The organism is Nonomuraea harbinensis, assembly GCF_019396385.1.
GTDB lineage: Bacteria > Actinomycetota > Actinomycetes > Streptosporangiales > Streptosporangiaceae > Nonomuraea > Nonomuraea ferruginea.
This window is the reverse complement of sequence record NZ_JAHKRN010000008.1, coordinates 111,848-130,156: the sequence shown is the minus strand read 5'-3', so window position 1 is coordinate 130,156 and position 18,309 is coordinate 111,848. Positions and strand designations below refer to the sequence as shown.

13 protein-coding genes and 1 pseudogene are annotated in these 18,309 nt (G+C 74.3%); 4 read left to right on the top strand and 10 right to left on the bottom strand.

Annotated elements, in window-relative coordinates:
* The first annotated feature begins 2 nt into the window (after positions 1-2).
* Entirely contained in the window at positions 3-1,148 is a 1,146-nt protein-coding gene (locus KME79_RS11175) for a UDP-N-acetylglucosamine--N-acetylmuramyl-(pentapeptide) pyrophosphoryl-undecaprenol N-acetylglucosamine transferase (protein WP_148032017.1), read from the top strand.
* On the opposite strand, the gene KME79_RS11170 is transcribed toward KME79_RS11175, so the two are convergent.
* The 10 genes and pseudogenes from KME79_RS11170 to KME79_RS11125 all read right to left on the bottom strand — a co-directional run bounded on the left by KME79_RS11170 (position 1,145) and on the right by KME79_RS11125 (position 13,288).
* Entirely contained in the window at positions 1,145-2,038 is an 894-nt protein-coding gene (locus tag KME79_RS11170; RefSeq protein ID WP_148032018.1) for a hypothetical protein, read from the bottom strand. The two genes, KME79_RS11175 and KME79_RS11170, sit on opposite strands and share 4 nt — an antisense overlap.
* Positions 2,039-2,138: 100 nt before the next feature.
* Entirely contained in the window at positions 2,139-3,008 is an 870-nt protein-coding gene (locus tag KME79_RS11165) for a hypothetical protein (protein WP_271279208.1), read from the bottom strand.
* Between the two features lie 72 nt (positions 3,009-3,080).
* Entirely contained in the window at positions 3,081-3,974 is an 894-nt protein-coding gene (locus tag KME79_RS11160) for a hypothetical protein (protein WP_271279207.1), read from the bottom strand.
* 48 nt (positions 3,975-4,022) lie between these two features.
* Positions 4,023-5,999 (bottom strand): MMPL family transporter, encoded by a 1,977-nt coding sequence (locus KME79_RS11155; protein WP_219544362.1) that lies wholly within the window; start codon positions 5,997-5,999, stop codon positions 4,023-4,025.
* A gap of 188 nt (positions 6,000-6,187) precedes the next feature.
* Entirely contained in the window at positions 6,188-6,835 is a 648-nt protein-coding gene (locus KME79_RS11150; protein WP_148034642.1) for a response regulator, read from the bottom strand.
* Positions 6,832-7,932 carry a sensor histidine kinase gene (locus KME79_RS11145; RefSeq protein WP_219544361.1) on the bottom strand — a complete coding sequence of 367 codons (1,101 nt, stop codon included), beginning with the start codon at positions 7,930-7,932 and terminating at the stop codon, positions 6,832-6,834. The genes KME79_RS11150 and KME79_RS11145 overlap by 4 nt, the downstream gene beginning before the upstream one ends.
* Complete coding sequence (locus KME79_RS11140; RefSeq protein ID WP_246639639.1) at positions 7,929-9,083, bottom strand: hypothetical protein; 1,155 nt, start codon at positions 9,081-9,083, stop codon at positions 7,929-7,931. The genes KME79_RS11145 and KME79_RS11140 overlap by 4 nt, the downstream gene beginning before the upstream one ends.
* Before the next feature lie 698 nt (positions 9,084-9,781).
* Positions 9,782-10,792 carry an NACHT domain-containing protein gene (locus tag KME79_RS11135; RefSeq protein ID WP_219544360.1) on the bottom strand — a complete coding sequence of 337 codons (1,011 nt, stop codon included), beginning with the start codon at positions 10,790-10,792 and terminating at the stop codon, positions 9,782-9,784.
* Between the two features lie 139 nt (positions 10,793-10,931).
* Positions 10,932-11,354 (bottom strand): annotated as a pseudogene (locus KME79_RS47395) (NACHT N-terminal helical domain 7-containing protein); the annotation flags it as partial.
* A 71-nt stretch (positions 11,355-11,425) separates the two neighbouring features.
* Entirely contained in the window at positions 11,426-13,288 is a 1,863-nt protein-coding gene (locus KME79_RS11125; RefSeq protein ID WP_219544358.1) for a propionyl-CoA synthetase, read from the bottom strand.
* A 141-nt stretch (positions 13,289-13,429) separates the two neighbouring features.
* On the opposite strand from KME79_RS11125, the gene KME79_RS11120 reads away from it, so the two are divergent.
* Genes KME79_RS11120 through KME79_RS46230 form a run of 3 tightly spaced genes read left to right on the top strand, consistent with a single transcriptional unit; the run spans position 13,430 to position 18,234 of the window.
* Positions 13,430-14,068, top strand: coding sequence for a nucleotidyltransferase domain-containing protein (locus tag KME79_RS11120; RefSeq protein ID WP_219544357.1), 639 nt, complete (start codon positions 13,430-13,432; stop codon positions 14,066-14,068).
* Positions 14,065-14,796 (top strand): nucleotidyltransferase domain-containing protein, encoded by a 732-nt coding sequence (locus KME79_RS11115; protein WP_219544356.1) that lies wholly within the window; start codon positions 14,065-14,067, stop codon positions 14,794-14,796. Before KME79_RS11120 ends, KME79_RS11115 begins: the two co-directional genes overlap by 4 nt.
* Before the next feature lie 15 nt (positions 14,797-14,811).
* Positions 14,812-18,234: a helix-turn-helix transcriptional regulator gene (locus tag KME79_RS46230; protein WP_219544355.1), complete on the top strand. Its 3,423-nt coding sequence runs from the start codon at positions 14,812-14,814 to the stop codon at positions 18,232-18,234.
* Positions 18,235-18,309 lie beyond the last annotated feature (75 nt).

The window sequence follows — 18,309 nt, the reverse complement described above, 5'->3', positions numbered from 1 at the left end:
CCATGTCACAAACCCTGCGACTGCTGATCACCGGCGGCGGCACCGGCGGTCACACCTACCCGGCCCTGACGACCCTGACGGCCATCCAGCGCCGGCAGGTGCCGCACGACGTGCTCTGGGTGGGCACGGCCAACGGCCTGGAGGCCAGGATCACCGCCGAGCACGGCATCCCGTTCAAGGCGATCACGACGGGCAAGCTGCGCCGCCGGCCCAACCTGCGCGAGCTCGGCACCAACCTGGCCGACCTGTTCCGGATCCCCGTCGGGGTGTTCCAGGCGATCGGCCACGCCGCCCGCTACCTGCCCGACGTGGTGCTGTCGACCGGGGGCTACGTGGCGGTGCCGATCGGGGTGGCGGCCAAGCTGATCCGCAGGCCGCTGGTCATGCACGAGCAGACGACGGTGGTGGGGCTGGCCAACCGGATCCTGTCCAGGCTGGCGACGCGGATCGCGCTGTCGCACGAGTCGTCGCTCGAACACCTGCCCGCCAAGGCCAGGGCCAAGGCCGTGGTGACGGGCAACCCGATCCGGCCCGAGCTGCTGCAGGGCAAGCGGGCGGCGGCCTACGACCTGTTCGGGCTGACGTTCGAGGTGCCGCTGATCTACGTGACGGGCGGCGCCCAGGGCAGCAAGCAGATCAACACACTGATCGCGGAGGTCCTGCCCAGGCTGCTGCCGCACGCCCAGATCGTCCACCAGTGCGGCCCCGCCTGGATCGAGCAGATGCGGGCCGTGGAGCTGCCGCCCGAGCTCGCCGACCGCTACCACCCGGTCCCCTACGTGGGGTCCGAGCTGGCCGACCTGTACGCGGCGGCCGACGTGGTGATCTCGCGCAGCGGAGCCGGCACGGTGTCGGAGCTGACCGCGATCGGCAAGCCGTCGCTGCTGATCCCGCTGATCCCGACGGGCGGCGACGAGCAGCGCAAGAACGCCGGCTACCTGGTGTCGGCGGGCGCGGCGCGGGCGCTGCTGGAGCCGAACCCTGCGGCCGACCAGCTGCTGGCCGAGCTGATGCCGCTGCTGGCCGACCCGGGCCTGCGGGCGGCGATGGGCGAGGCGGCCCAGAAGCTGGGCCGCGTGGACGCCGCCGACGTGCTGTGCGACCTGCTGCTGCAGACCGCCCAGCCCGCCCGGCCCGCCGCGGCCTAGGACCGCTCGCCCGGCTCCAGGTGGCGGAAGGCCTCATGCGCGGAGCTGAGGCTGCGCCGCAGCGCCTGCTCCAGCTGGTCGGCGTCCTCGGCGAGCCGGGCGATCTCCGGCACCGCGAACGCGTCGGCCCCGGTCTCGGCGACCAGTTCCTCGTACTGGTGGATCCGGCCGCGCAGCTCCTCGACCTGCTGGTGGGCGCGGAAGGCGCGCTCGGCCTCGGTGACGTTGGCCGCGTAGCGTTCCAGCGCCTCGACCCGCGCCACCACGGCCTCCTCGCTGCTGTCGAGGGCCCGGGCGAGCGGCTCGGCGACGGCCGCCACCTCGGGGGTGACGGCGCCGGTGACGGTCTCGCGGTGTCTGGTGCGCAGCGCCGACAGCTTGGCCAGCAGGCGGGCGATCTCCCACTCCTGGGCGGGCAGCATCACCGCGTTACGCACCCCGTCGAGCAGCCCTTCGGCGTTGACCGACGACTCGTTGACGGTGGCGATGGCCCGTTGCGCGCGGGCCAGCAGCCTGCGCGAGGCCTCGTCGAGGTCGTCGGTGAGCACGTAGCGGCCCTCGTACCAGCGCAGCTGCTCGTAGACCTCGCGGGCGAGCACGGCCTCCTCGTCCTCGTCGGTGAGGTCGTTGCGGATGAAGGCGACGAGGAGCACGGGCACGCCGACGAAGGCGAGCAGCAGCAGGCCGATGCCGCGGCTCATCAGGCCGAGCGCGATCAGCAGCACGGCGACGGCGGTCACGGCGACGGCCACGCCCTTGGACTGGGCGACGCCGGCGCGGGGCGGCGGCTCGGGAACCCAGCCGCGGCGCATCCTGACCAGGACCTGGCCGCTGTCCCTGATCAGCCGCGCGTCCTCCGGTGGCACCCCTGGATCCACCACGACTTCCACAAATCCGGATCCTATGGGAACTCTGCCCTTCGAGCTCGATTCTTTGTACGACAAACGGCGTGCGACCCTCCCTGTGGCGGACGGCGGGGTGAACGGCCGATCACCCCTGTAAGTGACGGAACGCTTCGTGGGCCGACGTGACGCTGTCGCGCAGCGCTTGTTCGAGCCGGTCGGCGTCCTCGCTGAGCCGGCTCAGCTCGGGCACGGCCGAGTCGTCGGCGCCGGACTCGGCCAGGAGCTCTTCGTAGCGGGGCAACTGGGCGCTGAGCCGCGCGATCTGGTCGCGGGCGTGGTAGGCCCGCTCGGCCTCGGCGACGTGGCCGGCGTAACGTTCCAGAGCCTCGACCCGGGCGACGACCGCGCGCTCGCTGCTGTCGAGCACCTGGGCGAGCGGCTCGGCGACGGCCGCCACCTCGGGGGTGACGCCTTCGGAGACGACCTCCCGGTGTCCGGACCGCAGCGCCGACAGCTTGGCCAGCAGGCGGGCGATCTCCCACTCCTGGGCGGGCAGCATGACGGCGTTGCGCACGTCGTCGAGCAGCCCTCCGGCGTTGACGTGGGACTCCATGACCGCGTCGACGGCGGCCTGGGCGCGGGCCATGAGCCGGCGGGCGCTCTCGTCGAGGTCCTCGCGGAGCACGTAGCGGCCCTCGAACCTGCGGGCGCTGTCGTAGACGTGCCGCTCGACCACCTGGCGCCGCTCGGCCTCGGCGTCGGGCCTGGGTTTGGCGAGCACACCGGCGATGAGCAGCGCGGCCAGCGTCATGACGACGACGAACGGGGTGTAGAGGCCGGCGAGGAAGAAGTCGAGCCCGGCGCCGACGGCGACCAGCGCGACGAGCGTGGTGGTCATCCGGGTGACGAGCCCGAGAGCCGGAGGATGACGCCTGTTCGGCGGGGTCCACCCGGCGCGGATGCGCAGCAGGAGCTTGCGGTGGTCACGGAACAGGTCGGCCGTCTCGGCAGGCACCGTCGGCTCCACTACCACCTTCGCATGACGACCCGGCACATTAAGAATCCTATGTGGCGGTCTGTCCGAACGTCAGCCTTCTAAGTAGCGAAAAGCCTCATGCGCGGAGGTGACACTTCGCCGCAGGGCGCGTTCCACGGAGTCGGCGTCCTCCGCGAGGCGTTCGATCTCGGCGACGGCCATCGTGCCGGCGCCGGTCTCGGCCAGCAGTTCCTCGTAACGCGGCAGCCTGGCGCGCAGCTCTTCGATCTGCTCGCGGGCGTGGTAGGCCCGCTCGGCCTCGGCTACGTGGCCGGCGTAACGTTCCAGAGCCTCGACGCGCGCGACCACGGCCGCCTCGCTGCTGTCGAGCGCGCCCTGCAGGGGCTTGAGCACGGCCGCGACCTCGGGGGCGAGGCCCCGGCCGAGGAGTTCGCGGTGGTCGGCGCGCAGCGCCGACAGCTTGGCGAGCAGGCGGGCGATCTCCCACTCCTGCTCCGGCAGCAGGAGCGCGTTGCGCGGGCCGTCGAGCAGCCCTTCGGCGTTGACGTGGGAGCGCAGCACGGTGCCGACGGCCTGCTGGGCCCGGTGGAGCACGGCCGCGGCCTCCTCGTCGAAGTCCTGCGGGATCAGGTAGCGGCCGTGGTGCCGGCGGGCCTTCTCGTACAGGGCCCGCTCCTGGGGCCGGTGGTCGTCGTCGACCGCCTCGCTGATGTTGGCGATCTTGACGAGGACGAGGAAGACGAACCCGCCGAGCAGCAGGAACCCGGCGGGCGCGGCCGGCGAGTCCAGCAGCACGGCCATGAGCGCGATGACCAGCGGGGTGGCGGCGAGCAGCGCCACGCTGGAGGTGTTGCGCCGCCTGGCGGGGACCGGCAGGGCGGCCGGGGGCACCCAGCCCGTCCGGATCCTCGACAGCAGCGGGGCGTTGGCGCGCAGCATCCCCGCGGTCTCCGGCGGCACCGCCGGATCGACGACCACTCCCACGCTCTGCCCTGGCACCTCGGCGCCCCCAACGCTCCTCTGTTCCGGATACTACGAAACATCCCGCTCGGGTGTCAGCCTCGCGAAGGACAGGCCGGGGAACCACCAGTTACGGTCGCCGAGCACCTCCATCGCGGCGGGCACCAGGACCATCCGCACGATCGTGGCGTCGACCAGCACTCCGGCGGCCAGCCCGACCCCCATGACGCGCAGCGCCCGGTCGTCGAACGCGCCGAAGGCGGCGAACACGCAGAACATGATCGCGGCGGCGGCGGTGATCACCCGGGCGGTCCCGGCGAGCCCGGCGGCGACCGCGGCGCTGTTGCCCAGCCCGTTCCGGTACTCCTCGCGGATGCGGGAGACGAGGAACACCTCGTAGTCCACGGACAGCCCGAACGTGATCACGAACAGCATCATCGGCACCCAGGCGTCGATCGGCCCGCTGGTGCCGAGCCCGAGCACGTCCCACTGGAAGACGGCGACGACCACCCCGTACGCGGCCCCGATCGACAGCAGGTTGACCAGGATCGCCTTGACGGGCACCGCCACGCTCCTGAACACGGCCATGAGCAGCGCCAGCGAGGCCAGCAGCACCGCGCCGACCGTCCACGGCAGCCGGTCGGCGGCGTGGTCGGCGAAGTCCACGGCGGCGGCGGTCGAGCCGGTCACCAGGACGGGCTCCGGCAGCTCGGCGCGGAGCCGGCGCACCAGGCCGGCGGTGGCCTCGTCCTGCTGCGCCGTGGCGGGCACGACGAGCGCGGCCCGCTCCCCCAGCGGCGTCACGCCGGCCACTCCCGGCGTGGCGCGGGCCCGCTCGACGGCGGCGCCGAGCGGGCGGTCGGAGGCGAGCACGAGCGGCGACCCGGCGCCCGGCCCGAACGCGCCGGCCTGCAGGTCGTGGGCGCGCCTGGTGGTGTCGGTGACGGGCCGGTCGGACGCGTCCGACCAGCCGGTGCGCAGGTCCAGCGCGGGCAGCGCGAGCCCGGCGAGCAGCGCCGTCGCCAGCAGCCCCGCCGTCCACGGCCGGCGCTGCACGGCCCTGCTCCACCGCGCCGACCACGGCTCCCCGCCGGTACGGGCCGGCAGCGAGAACCGGTCGATCCGGTGGCCGATCATGGTCAGCAGCGCGGGCAGGAGGGTGAGGGAGGCGAGCATGACCATGAGCACGCCGCACCCCGCGGCCACCGCGATGCCGCCGCCGAGCCCGGGGCCGAGGAACACGATGCCGGCGCCGGTGACGATGACGGTGACGCCGGCGAACAGCACGGACCTGCCGGCGGTCCGCATGGCCGTGCCGACGGCTGTCTCGACCTCCTGGCCCTCGTGCAGGCCGCTGCGGAAGCGGGTGACGATGAGCAGGGCGTAGTCGATGCCGACGCCGAGGCCGAGCATGATCGTGAGGTACACGGCGAAGTCCGGCGTGGCGACCAGGTGGCCGAGCAGGGCGAGCAGGCTGGTGCCGGAGACGACGCCGACGACCCCGATGGCGATCGGGAGGGCGGAGGCGAGCAGCGACCGGAACGCGTACAGCAGGATCACCGCCGCAGCCACCAGCCCGACCCCCTCGGTCAGGCCGCCGGGGGTGAAGTCGGCGAAGTCGTCGCCGGCCAGCTCGGCCGTGACGGCCCCGGCCTCGAAGCCGTCACGGACCTCGGCCAGCTCGCGGGCGGCGGTCTCGTCCGGGTAGTCGATCGGGATCGTGCCGACGGTCCCGTCCGGCGAGACGCGTGCGTACGGGGTCTCGGCGCGGACCCCCGGGACCTCGTTCATCCTCGCGAGAAGCCCGTCCACGGCTTGGCGGGCGGCCGGCGACTCGACCCCGGCGGGGGCGGACACGACGAGCGTGCCGGGCGGTTCGGCGGGTGCGGGCCCGAGCAGCTCGGCGGCCCGCCCGCTCTCACTGCCGGGCAGCGCGAACTCACCGGCCACCGGCGCCGGGTTCCAGGCGGCCCCGGCGACGAGCGCGGCGACCAGCGCCAGCCAGCCCAGCAGGACCAGCCGCCGGTGGCGGATGCAGAATCGGATCATGCCGCCGACGCTAGGAACGGCCCTCCGCACCGGTCGTCCCCCCACCGCGGTCCCCCGCCTACCACACCCGCGGCATCCAGCACCGAACGGCGGAGGATCAGAGGCGGGTACGGGTCTTCCTCCACCGCACCCGGCGCCGGACGGCCGGGGTCAGGGACAGGGCGTCCCCCACCGCATCCACGGGGTGGTCAGGGGTGGTGGCCGGGGCGGGTGAGGCCGGTTTCGTAGGCGAGGACCACGAGCTGGGCTCTGTCGTGGACGCCGAGTTTGGTCATCATGCGGTTGACGTGCGTCTTGACCGTGGCGGGGCTCATGAACAGCTCGCCGGCGATCTGGTCGTTCGTGCGGCCGTGCGCGACGCGGGCGAGGACCTCACGCTCACGGCCGGTGAGGGGGGCGAGCCGGTCGTCGTTCACGCCGGGCCGGGCGGCGAACTCCTCGATCAGCCTGCGGGTGACCCCCGGGGACAGGAGGGCGTCGCCCCGCGCGGCCACCCGCACCGCGTGCCGGATCTCGGCCGGTTCCGCGTCCTTGACCAGGAATCCGCTGGCACCCGATCGGAGCGCCTCGTACACGTACTCGTCCAGGTCGAAGGTGGTCACCACGACGACGCGGGTCCGTCCGGAGGCGATGCGGCGGGTCGCCTCCAGCCCGTCGACGCCGGGCATCCGGATGTCCATCAGCACCACGTCCGGCCCGAGCCGGGCCACCTCGCGCACCGCCTCGGCCCCGTCGGCGGCCTCCCCGACGACGGTGAGATCGTCCTCCGGGTCGAGCAGCGCGCGCAGCCCCGCCCGGACGAGCGGCTGGTCGTCGGCCAGCAGGACGGTGATCACGCGGGCATCCACGCCGCCACCCGGAACCCGCCCGCCGGACCGGCACCGGTGGTGAGTCTCCCGCCCGCGGCCTCCACCCGCTCGGCCATCCCCCTCAGCCCATGGCCTCCCGCGTCCAGACCGGGGATGCCGGACGGGCCGGTGCCGTCGTCGTCCACGCGCACGCGCACGCCCGCCTCCTCGTACGCCAGCGTCACCGTGGCGCGGGTGGCGCCGGCGTGACGGATGGTGTTGGTCAGGGCTTCCTGGACCACCCGGTAGACGGCCAGGTCCACGGCGGGCGGCAGCGGCCGCGGCTCGCCGGTGGTCTCCAGCGTGACCGGCAGCCCGGCGGTCCTGGCCAGGGCGGGGAGCTGGGCGCTGCCGGGCAGGGGATGCCGGGGCCGGAGCACGCCGAGCACGCCCTTCATCTCGGCCAGCGCCTGCCGGCTGGAGTCGCGGATCACCTGGAGGGCGTCGCGGGCTTCCGGCGGCCCGCCCGCGCGGGCGACGGCCTCGGCCGCGACGGCGGCGTGCAGCGCGATCACCGACACCGTGTGGGAGGTGACGTCGTGCAGTTCCCTGGCCACCCGCAGCCGCTCCTCCTGGGCGCGGCGCAGCGCCTCCTCCTCGCGGCCGCGCTCGGCCTCGGCGGCGCGGCGCTCGACTTCGAGGGTGTAGGCGCGGCGGGCCCGCGACACCTCGGCGGGCTGCGCGGCGACGAGGACGAGCAGCGCCCAGATGACCACGGCCACCGCGTTGTCCACCCCGGGGTGGAGCACCGCCGCGACCGCCGGCACCGCGACCAGGAACACCGCCCCCGCCCAGCCCGCCGCCCGGCGGCCGGTCGAGATGGTGGCGAAGACCGCGATCAGCGCCGGAGCGGGCCAGAACGCGTACGCGTAGCCAAGGGTGAACAGGGCGGCGACCGCCCCGACGCTGATCGCCAGCGCGACCTCCGGCCTGCGGGGCAGCCAGGCGAGCGCGAGCACGTCCGTGACGAGCAGCGCGTAGCCGGCCGGGTCGAGGGGCGTGGCCCCGGGCTGGTTGTCGTAGGCCATGACGGTCGAGTACAGGACGACCACCGCCATGCCGCAGACCAGGGCGAGCGTCCTCACATGTTCACGGTAGTGCGCTCGTCCCCCGCCGCGCGATACCGCGATCGCGGTATCCCGTGTACGGCGAGCGCGGCGGCGACGCAGCCCGGCGGGATCGCGGGCAGCACGTACCGGTGGTCGAAGTCGAGCGCGGCGACCGGCGCCACCAGGAGGAACGCGGCGAACACCCACGGCAGCAGCGCCGGCCGCCGCCGCCCGACGGACCCGGCGGCCCCGGCCAGCAGCAGCACCCCGAAGAGGGTCCCGTGCAGGAACCACGGGTACGGGTAGGCGGCCAGCACCGATCCCCACGGCTCCACCGAGCGCATCCCCCTGATGTCCGGGTCGTAGTCGGCGCGGACCGCGCGCACCAGCTCGTTGTCGGGCACGGTCCAGACCCCGTACGGGAACGTCGAGGTCGGCGTCATCCGGTCGGGGTGCGGCACCGGCTCCCAGGTGAAGGCGAGCGCGGTGTCCCCGGCGATCTGCCGCAGGTAGTCCAGGGGCTGGGCGGCGATGGCGCGCAGGGCGAAGGACCTGGCCAGGTCGTTGTGCGCGAACCGGTCGCCGGGCAGCAGGTTGAGCGAGGCGCCGGGCGCCCACACGTACTCGGAGGCGGCGTCCATCACGGTGCCGTTCGGGCAGAGTCGCGCCTCGGCGGGCGGCGGCTGGATGACCGAGCAGTCGGCGAACGTCATCGTGCGGGCCCATAACGCCACGCCGTCGGAGCCGCTGAGCGCGAACCGGTCGTGGTGGCGTTCGTACCATCCGGCGTAGGCGAGCAGCGGCAGCGCGCCGGCCACCAGCAGGACGGCCGCCCGCCGGCGCCGGCCCCGCCTGAGCAGGAGCCAGAGCGCGGCCAGGCCGATCAGCGGCACCGCGGCGGTGCGGGTGAGCCCGGCCAGGGCGAGCAGCAGGCCGGCCCCGGCCGCCGCCCGCGCGGTGACCTCCTCCCGGCGGCCCAGCACGAGCAGCGCGGCCATCACCAGGAAGATCGCCTGCAGGTCGGACAGGATCGCGTGCTCCAGCCGGACGAACGACGGGTCGAACAGCACCGGCAGCGTGGCGAGGGTGGCGCCCCAGCCGGGCAGCCCGCGCGAGCGCAGCAGCGCGTACATCAGCACGGCGACGCCCAGCCCCATCGCGTGCTGCACGCCCGCCACGAGTTCCACGCTGTGGAAGGGCCGCAGCAGCCACAGGAACGCGGAGTATCCGGCGGGGTGGAAGGCCCCCGTTCGGCCGCATGCGCACGGCGGTGTCGAGGTACGTGAACGAGTCGTACCAGTACACCATCGCGGTGTCGTACCCCAGCATGACCAGCACGCGCAGCGCGGCGGCGAGCACGAGCACGGCCGCGAACAGGCGGTGGCCGGCCGGTCGCGCCACGGCGGAGCGGCCGGGCGGGACACGGAAGGCGAGGACGGACGCCATGGCAGAGGTTCCCCCGGACGGGCCGGGCGGATCCCGGCGCGGAACCGCGGTTCAGCGGTCGGCGGATACCCTAGCGGTACTTGATCAAGCTATGGCGGCATTTATTACGCAAAGTCCGGGAGAGCCGGTCATGGGCTGTGGATCTTGCGGAGCACGTCCTCGGGGATGCCCGCCTCGACGAGGCTCTCCCAGCTCTCGAACCGTTCGGCGATCATGGCTTCCACGAGCGGCCGCAGCAGCGCGTGGTCGGCGCCGGCGTGCAGCAGCTCGCTGACGATGCGGCCGCGGCCCGCGAACGGCAGCCGGGCGCCGTCGATCGTGACCGCGTGCGCGATGAGCGCGAGCAGGCGGGCGTCGGGCGGCAGGCCGGGGGCGGTGGCGGCGGTGATCGCGTCGAGGTAGCGGGCCAGCCGGTCGTCGGGGTTCAGGGGCTCGCCGGTCAGCAGGTCCCGCAGCAGCCGGGGCAGGCTGGCCACCCGGCCCCGCGGGCGCAGCAGGAGCGGCGGGTCGGCGCCCTCGTCGAGCAGGTCGGCCAGCAGGTCGGTGTCGGGGTTGAGCAGGTACGCGCGCTCGGCGAACACCCTGATCCGGTGGCGCAGCACGGTGGCGCAGCACGGTGGCGCAGCACGGTGGCGCGCCGCCCGAGGCCGTGACCGAACCACCAGCCGAGCCCGTCGCCGCCCGGCGGTTCGGCCGGCCCGCCGAGCAGGATGTCGCGCTCGCCGTGCTCGGAGACCCGCAGCGCGGGCATGGCGGCCAGCAGCCCGCTCCAGCCGCCGTCGCCAAGCTGGCTGCGCCACAGGTGGGCGTGCGAGGTCCACCGCGCCAGCGGGTCGGGGCCGCCGAACAGCTCCGACACCCGTACGGGCGCGGCGGACGCGGCCACGATGAGCAGGGTGAGGTTGGCGGAGTAGGCGGCCAGCCGCCGCGTGACCGGCCGCCGCACCGGCTCGAACGCGGTGAAGGAGCGCCGCCGCCGCTCGTACAGCGACTCGCGCAGCAGCACGCCGAGCAGTTCCACGGCCCGCTCGCGCTCCCGCGCGGGCAGCCCGGCGAGCAGTTCGACGGCGAAGCCCACGATCGGCCCGCGCTCGGCCAGGCAGGAGAACGAGGTGACCGCGTACAGCAGGTCGTCGTCCAGGTCCTGGGCGGGCGCGGCGGCCAGCTCGCCGCCGGTCAGGTCGTGTCTCCTGACCAGCTCGCGCACCGCGAACACGGCCAGCCAGCCGACGAGGAACTCGCCGAAGGTGGCGTGCGCGAACTCGTAGCCGTCTGTCCCGTTCCCCGTACGGTGCGCGGACGTACGGCGCGCGAAGAAGAACCGCCTGGTGGCCCGATCCGCCCCGCTGCCCGGCCCGCACAGCGCCGCCAGGTCGGCGTCGAGCGCGGCCGCCGCGGCGACCGGCCGGCCGCGGGCGAACATCGACAGCGCGACCGCCCCGAGCCGCACCAGCTCCCGGTCGACGAGGGCGCGCAGCCGGGGCGGCGGCAGCCCGGCGGCGGAGGCGTCCCTGCCGACCTCGCGGCGGGCGGAGCGCCTCCGACATCCGCCGGTGGACCAGCCGCACGGCCTGCCGGGTCTCCTCGTACGGGCGATGCGGCTCGGGCGTCGGCAGCCCGGTGGCGAGCAGGCTCCTGACGAGGGCGGCGTACCGCTCGGCCGCCTCCGGGTGGCGGGTGTGGTCCAGTCTCTCCAGCGTGACCGGCGGCCTCGACTCCTCGCCCAGGGCCTCGAAGTACGCGGAGACCACGATCACGGCGTGGGCCGCGGCCAGCCGCCGGGTCCTGACGAACCGGGTGTCGCCGCCGCGCCGGGCGGCGACCCCGCGCACCGTGTCCTCGGTGTAGCGGACGATCTCGCCGCGCAGCTCCACCAGGCCCGCGGCGGGCACGGCGGCGCCGCCCCAGCCGGTCGGAGGCACGGCCGCGGCCCGCTCGACGGCCTCGGCCAGCCGGGGCCGCTCACAGCCGAGGATGTCCAGCGCGCCCGCGTAGCTCAGGATGTCCGTCATCGGCGTCTCCGAAGAGCGTGAGAGCTCCCATCATGACGCCGTTGGTCCGGCTTTGGAGGGTTGTCGGATGCTCAGCCCTTGAGCGCGTCGGTGATCTCCGTGAGGGCGGCGGGGTCCTCGATGGTGGACGGCACGCGGTAGGGGGTCCCGGCGGCGATGTCGCGCATGGTGCCGCGCAGGATCTTGCCGGAGCGGGTCTTCGGCAGCCGGCTCACGACGACGGCCCTGCGGAAGGCCGCGACGGGACCGATCCGCTCGCGGACCAGGGAGGTCAGCTCGCGCTCGACGTCGGCGGGGTCGCGCTCCGCGCCCGCCTTGAGCACCACGAGCCCGACCGGGAGCTGTCCCTTCAGCTCGTCGGTCACGCCGATGACCGCGGACTCGGCGACGTCCGGGTGGTCCGCGAGCACCTCCTCGATGGCCCCGGTGGACAGCCGGTGCCCGGCCACGTTGATGACGTCGTCGATGCGGCCCATGACGAACAGGTAGCCGTCCTCGTCGATGCGGCCGCCGTCGCCGGTCAGGTAGTGGCCGGGGTAGCGCGACAGGTAGGCCTCGGTGAAGCGGTCGTCGTCGCGGTAGAGGGTCGGCAGACAGCCGGGGGGCAGCGGCAGCCGGACCGTGACGGCGCCCTCGACGCCGGGCGGGCACTCGTTCCCGTCGTCGTCGAGGACGCGCATGTCCCAGCCGGGGACGGGCTTGGTGGGCGAACCCGGCTTGACCGGCAGTTCCTCGATGCCGACGCAGTTGGCGGCCATCGGCCAGCCGGTCTCGGTCTGCCACCAGTGGTCGATGACCGGGATGCCGAGCAGGGCCGAGGCCCAGTGGTAGGTGTCGGGGTCGAGCCGTTCGCCGGCGAGGAAGAGGTAACGCAGGCTGGACAGATCCCACTTTTTGGCGAAACTGCCGGACGGGTCTTCCTTCTTGATCGCGCGGAACGCGGTGGGCGCCGTGAACAGCGTCCGCACCCCGTACGTCGACACCACCCGCCAGAACGCGCCCGGGTCGGGCGTGCCCACGGGCTTGCCCTCGTACAGGACGGTCGTGCAGCCCGCGAGCAGCGGGGCGTAGACGATGTAGGAGTGGCCGACGACCCAGCCGACGTCGGAGGCGGCCCAGTAGACCTCGCCGGGCGCGGCGCCGTACACGTTGGCCATGCTCCAGTGGAGCGCGACCGCGTGGCCGCCGTTGTCGCGGACCACGCCCTTCGGGGCGCCGGTGGTGCCGGAGGTGTAGAGGATGTAGAGCGGGTCGGTGGCGGCCACGCTGACGCATCCGGCGGGTTCCGCGTCGCGCACGGCGCTCTCCCAGTCGAGGTCGCGGCCCTCGGTGAGGTCGGCGGGGTGCTGCTCGCGCTGCAGGATCACGCAGTGGGCGGGCCGGTGCGACGCCCGCTCCAGCGCGGCGTCCAGCAGCGGCTTGTACTCCACCAGCCGGGACGGCTCGATCCCGCACGACGCCGACAGCACGACCTTGGGCCTGGCGTGGTCGATGCGGACGGCCAGCTCGCTGGCCGCGAACCCGCCGAACACCACCGAGTGCACCGCCCCGAGCCTGGCGCAGGCGAGCATCGCGACCACGGCCTCGGGCACCATCGGCATGTAGATCACCACGGTGTCGCCGGTCCCGACGCCGAGCCCGCGGAGCATCCCCGCGGTGCGGGACACCAGGCCGAGCAGCTCCCGGTAGGTGTAGCGGCGCGCGGACCCGGTGACGGGGCTGTCGTAGATCAGCGCGTCCTGGTCGCCCCGGCCCGCCGCGACGTGCCGGTCGACGGCGTTGTGGCAGGTGTTGAGCCGCCCTCCGGGGAACCACCGCCCGCCGTCGTGGGCCCGCTCGGGCTCCACGTCCCAGTCGACGCCCCGCGCCGCCTCGCGCCAGAACTCCTCCGGCGCCTCGATGCTCTGCCGGTAGACGGACTCGTAGCTACGCATTTCCGGAGCACTTCCCACGACTCAAGACTGTGTCAGCAATCGACGATCATCAACCCGGAACGGGCAACAAAGCCCTAAATTGGGGGATTCGGGCTTCGTGCGGGGCTCGGTGCCGACCACAGGAGGTAAGAGTCGATCCTCATGGGCGATGACCTGATCCTGTCCGTGGTGACCGGTTCGCGCGCGTACGGGCTGGAAACCGAGGCGTCCGACATCGACCGGCGTGGCGTGTTCGCGGCCCCGACCGAGGCGTTCTGGCGGCTGGACAAGCCGCCGACGCACCGCGACGGGCCGCTGCCCGAGCAGTTCTCGTGGGAGGTCGAGCGGTTCTGCGTGCTGGCGCTGCAGGCGAACCCGACGGTGCTGGAGTGCCTGTGGTCGCCGCTGGTCGAACTGGTCACGCCCGCCGGGCGGCGGCTGCTCGACCTGCGCCGCGCGTTCCTGTCGAGCCGCGCCCAGGAGACGTTCGCCGGGTACGCGGACGCGCAGTTCCGCCGGCTGGACCCGGAGGCGCCGAAGTGGAAGCAGGCCATGCACATGATCAGGCTGCTGCTGAGCGGCCTCCATCTGGTCCGGCACGGCGAGCCGCGCGTCCGGATGGGCGACGACCGCGAGCGCCTGCTGGCGGTCAAGCGGGGCGAGGTGCCGTGGGCGGAGGTGGACGCCTGGCGCGCGCGGCTGGTCGCCGAGCTGGCGGCGACCGACTCGGTGCTGCCGGAGCGGCCGGACCGGGACGCGGTCGAGGAGTTCCTGATCGGCGTGCGGAGGGAGAACCTGTGAACCTGCCCGCCTGGTTGCCGGAGATCCCGGGTGAGCAGCCGTACCCGCTGGTCTTCGCCACCGTGAGCGGGGCCCATCTGTACGGTTTCCCGTCGGCGGACTCGGACGTGGACCTGCGCGGTGTGCACGTGCTGGCCGCCCGGGAGGTCGTCGGGCTGGTCACCGGGCCGGAGACGCTCGACGCGACGTGGACGCGGGACGGCGTCGAGGTGGATCTGGTGACGCACGACCTGGCCAAGTTCTGCCGGTTGCTGCTGAGCCGCAACGGCTACGTGCTGGAGCAGCTCCTGTCGCCGCTGGTGGTGGCGTCGTCGCCGGTGCACGAGGAGCTGGTGGCGCTGGCGCCCGCGTGCCTGACGCGCCATCACGCCCACCACTACCTGGGGTTCGCGCGGACGCAGTGGCGGCTGTTCGGGAAGACGGGCGAGCTGAAGCCGCTGCTGTACACGTTCCGGGTGCTGGCCACCGGGATCCACCTGATGCGGTCGGGCGAGCTGCGGGCCGACCTGACGCAGCTGTATGAGTACGGGCCCGCGTACCTGCCCGAGCTGGTGGCCGCCAAGCGGGAGGCCGAGCACGGCGCCGCGCCCGTGATCGCCTCGGCCGCCGCGGACGTGGCGAGGATGACCGCGGAGCTGGAGCGGGCCGGGGACGGCTCGGCGCTGCCCGGCACCGCCTCCGCGCACGCCGCCCTGCACGACCTCGTGGTCCGGATCCGCCTGGGGTAGCGCAGAATCGGTGCCATGACGTTCGTCGGCAGGCGGGAGGCGCTCGCGGCGATCAGCGGCGTGCTGGCCGAGGGTGCGGGATGCGTGCTGGTGGAGGGTCCCGCGGGGATCGGCAAGACCCGGCTGCTCGCGGAGGCCGCCCGCCTCGGCCGCGCACGCGGCCTGACGGTGGCCGCCGGTCGTGCCACCGAGCTGGACCGGGTGGCCCCCTTGTCGACACTGCGCTCGGCACTGGCCGGAGTGGTGCCGGTGACCCGCGAGCTGGACGGTGTAGCTCCCCACGCCGCCGCCCGCACCGATGATGAGGACCCTCTGCCCGGCGGTGGAGCGGACCGCCGGGAGGACCCCGCCGCTCGCGGGCGGGATCCCCTCGCGACGGCCGGCGGCGTCCGGCAGGCCTTCGCGGACGGCTCGGGGGGCCGGTGGGCGGCCGGAACGGGCCACCTCGGCGATCGGTTCGGCGGGGTGGAGCTGATCGGGGACGCGCTGGAGCGGTTCGCTGGGCCGTTGCTCGTGGTGCTGGACGACGTGCAGTGGGCCGACGAGCTGAGCTTGCTGGCGCTGCGGCGGCTGGTGCCGGGCGGGTCTTCGGTGGTGTGGCTGCTGGCCCGGCGGCCGCTGCCCGAGCAGGAGTCGCTGGACCGGCTGGAGGCGGTGCGGGTGCCGCTGCCGCCGCTCAGCCAGGAGGAGGCGGCGGAGCTGAGCGGCCACCTGCTGGGGTCGCCGCAGTCGCGACCGGTTCTGGAGCTGGTACGGGCGAGCGGCGGCAATCCGTTCCTGCTGGAGGAGGCGCTGTCAGCGGCTCGTGAGGACGGCCGGGTCAGGATGGACGGCGGGTTCCCTGAGGCGGTGGAGCGGCGGCTGCTGCCGCTCGCGGCGGGGACGCGGCGGCTGCTGGGGGTCGCGGCGGTGCTGCGGCGGCCGTTCTCGGTGCACGAGGCGGCAGGAGTGCTCGGCGCGCCGGTGGCCGGGGCGGTCGCGGCGGTGGAGGAGGCGGTCAGGGCCGGGGTGCTGGTGGATGAGGGCGGGCGGCTGGCGTTCCGGCACGACCTGATCAGGGAGGCCGTGTACGGAGGGCTGCCGGAGGCGGTCAGGAGCGCGTGGCACCGGGAGGCGGCCGCCGTGCTCAGGGCCGAGGGCAGGCCCCCGGCGGAGCTGGCCGAGCACCTGCGGCACGGCGCCCGCCGGGGAGACGCCGCAGCCGTCGCGGAGCTGCGTGCGGCGGCGGCCGGCCTCAGAGCCACCGCCCCGTCGGCCGCCGCCGACCTGATGACGCGAGCCCTCGACCTCTCGGACAGCTGGGATCCGGCGCTGGTCGCGGACGCCGTACGCCTCCTCGCCTCGGCGGGCCGCCTCGCCGATGCCCGCGCCCTCGCCGACGACTGCTCCGCGCGACCGTACGCCCGTCCCTGGTCTCCTGACACCCCGGCTCTCCCAGGTGATGAGAACGACCCGATGGACGGCCCCACCCCCCGGCGGCACACGCCCAGAGAGCCGGGCGCGAGGACGGCGACGGCACCGTTGGACGCGCCGAGCCGGCAGACGGAAGCCGGACAGCTGGACGCACCCGAAGAGCCGAGCGCGCAGACGGCGACGGCACCGGCGGACGCGCCGAGCCGGCAGACCGGACGGCTCGACGCACCCGAAGAGCCGGGCGCGAGGACGGCGACGGCACGGTTGGGCGCGCCGAGCGGGCACATGGAAGCCGGACGGCTGGACACACCAGAAGAGCCGGGCGCGCAGGCGGTGACGGCATCGGCGGATGCGCTGGGCGGGCGGCTGAGTGCTGGGGAGGAGGCCGCGATCTGTCTTGGGCTGGCGGAGGCGCTCAAGCATGCCGGTGACGACGCGGGTGTGGTGGAGCGGACGGGGCGGGCGCTGGCGCGGGCCGGGGTGCCGGTGGAGGCGCGGGCGCGGCTGCTCGCGGTACGGGCGCACGCGCTGATGATGACCGGACGGATCGGTGAGGCCGACGCGGCGGCGGCGGGCGCGGTGGCCAGTGGGGAGCCGTTCGGGCAGGTGGTCGCGTTACAGGCGCGTTCGACCGTGGCGCTGTTCCGGGGCGAGCCTCGGGTGGCGCTGGAGCATGCCGAGCGGGCGGTACGGATCGCGGACGCGGCCGGGGGTGAGGTGGCGCACAGGCATCCACGGCTCTGGCTGGGCGCGGCCTTGACGGTGCTGGACCGGTTCGAGGAGGCGGACGCGGTGTACGCGACGGTCGCGCGGGAGTCGCGCGCGGCGGGCACGGCCTGGTCGCGGCCGTTGCGTCACCGGTTCAGGGCGGATCTGCTGCTGGCGTGGGGCCGGTTGGACGACGCGGAGGCGGAGGCGGAGGCCGGGCTGCGGGTCACCGCCGAGCTGTCGGCGATGGCCCTCGCACCGGCGCTGCTGGCGGTGCTCGGCCATGTGGCTGCGCTGCGCGGCGACTCGGACTCCGCCCGCCGCCATTTCCGCCAGGGCGCGGAGCTGGCGGGAAGCGGCCCTGGCCTGGTCCACGACGAACTGCGCTTCCGTACGGCACTCTTCGAACGGTCGATCTACGGGCACGGGACGACGGGCAGGCGGACGAAGAGAGGCGCGGGGCCGGCCGACCGCGATCAGAGGGCTGGCGGAACGCCGACCCACCGCGACCAACCCACCCACGGAACACCGACTCACCCCGATCAACCCACCCACGGAACACCGACCCACCCCGATCAACCCACCCACGGAACACCGACCCACCCCGATCAACCCACCCACGGAACACCAACCCACCGCGAACAGCCCACCCCCGAATCACCGCTCAACCGCGATCAGGCAGCCCGAGGAACACCAACCGACCGCGATCAGGCAGCCCGGGGAACACTGGCCCACCGCGATCGGCGGGCCCTTGGGACGTCGGACCGTCAGGGTCGGGGTCGTGACGCGCCGGGGCTGGGGTGGCTGGGTGAGGAGGGGAGTGCGCTCGCGTACCTGTTGTTACAGGAGCCGTGGGCGGCGGCGCGGCTGCGTGGGGAGCCCGGGGTGGTGGCGGGCATCCGGGCGCTGGCCGCGCGCAACCCGGAGGTGGTGTCGTTACGGGCGGCGGCCGCGCATGCGGAGGGGCGGCTGGCCGAGGCCGTCGAGCTGTACCGGGCGGCACCGCGACCGCTGGGGCTGGCCGCGGCGCTGGAGGAGGCCGGGCGAAGGGACGAGGCGCTGGAGGTGTACGCGGCGTGCGGCGTCAGGAGGGACGCCGCCGGGCGCCCGCCGACCGGGTGGGCCGCGCTGACCCCGTCCGAATTGAGGGTGGCGCGGCTGGTCGCCCGGGGGTTGACGAACCGGGAGGTGGCCGCCGAGTTGTTCGTGTCCCCGCACACCGTCGACAGCCACCTCCGGCACGCCTTCGCCAAGCTGGGCGTCAACAGCCGGGTCGAGCTGGCCAGGCACGCCCTGATCAGCGAGGGCCTCACCTGACCCGCACAGGCGGGCGGGCCCGCACCCCGGCCGGAAACCTCTCTGACCCGTGCCCGGACAGCGAAGGGATGCCGG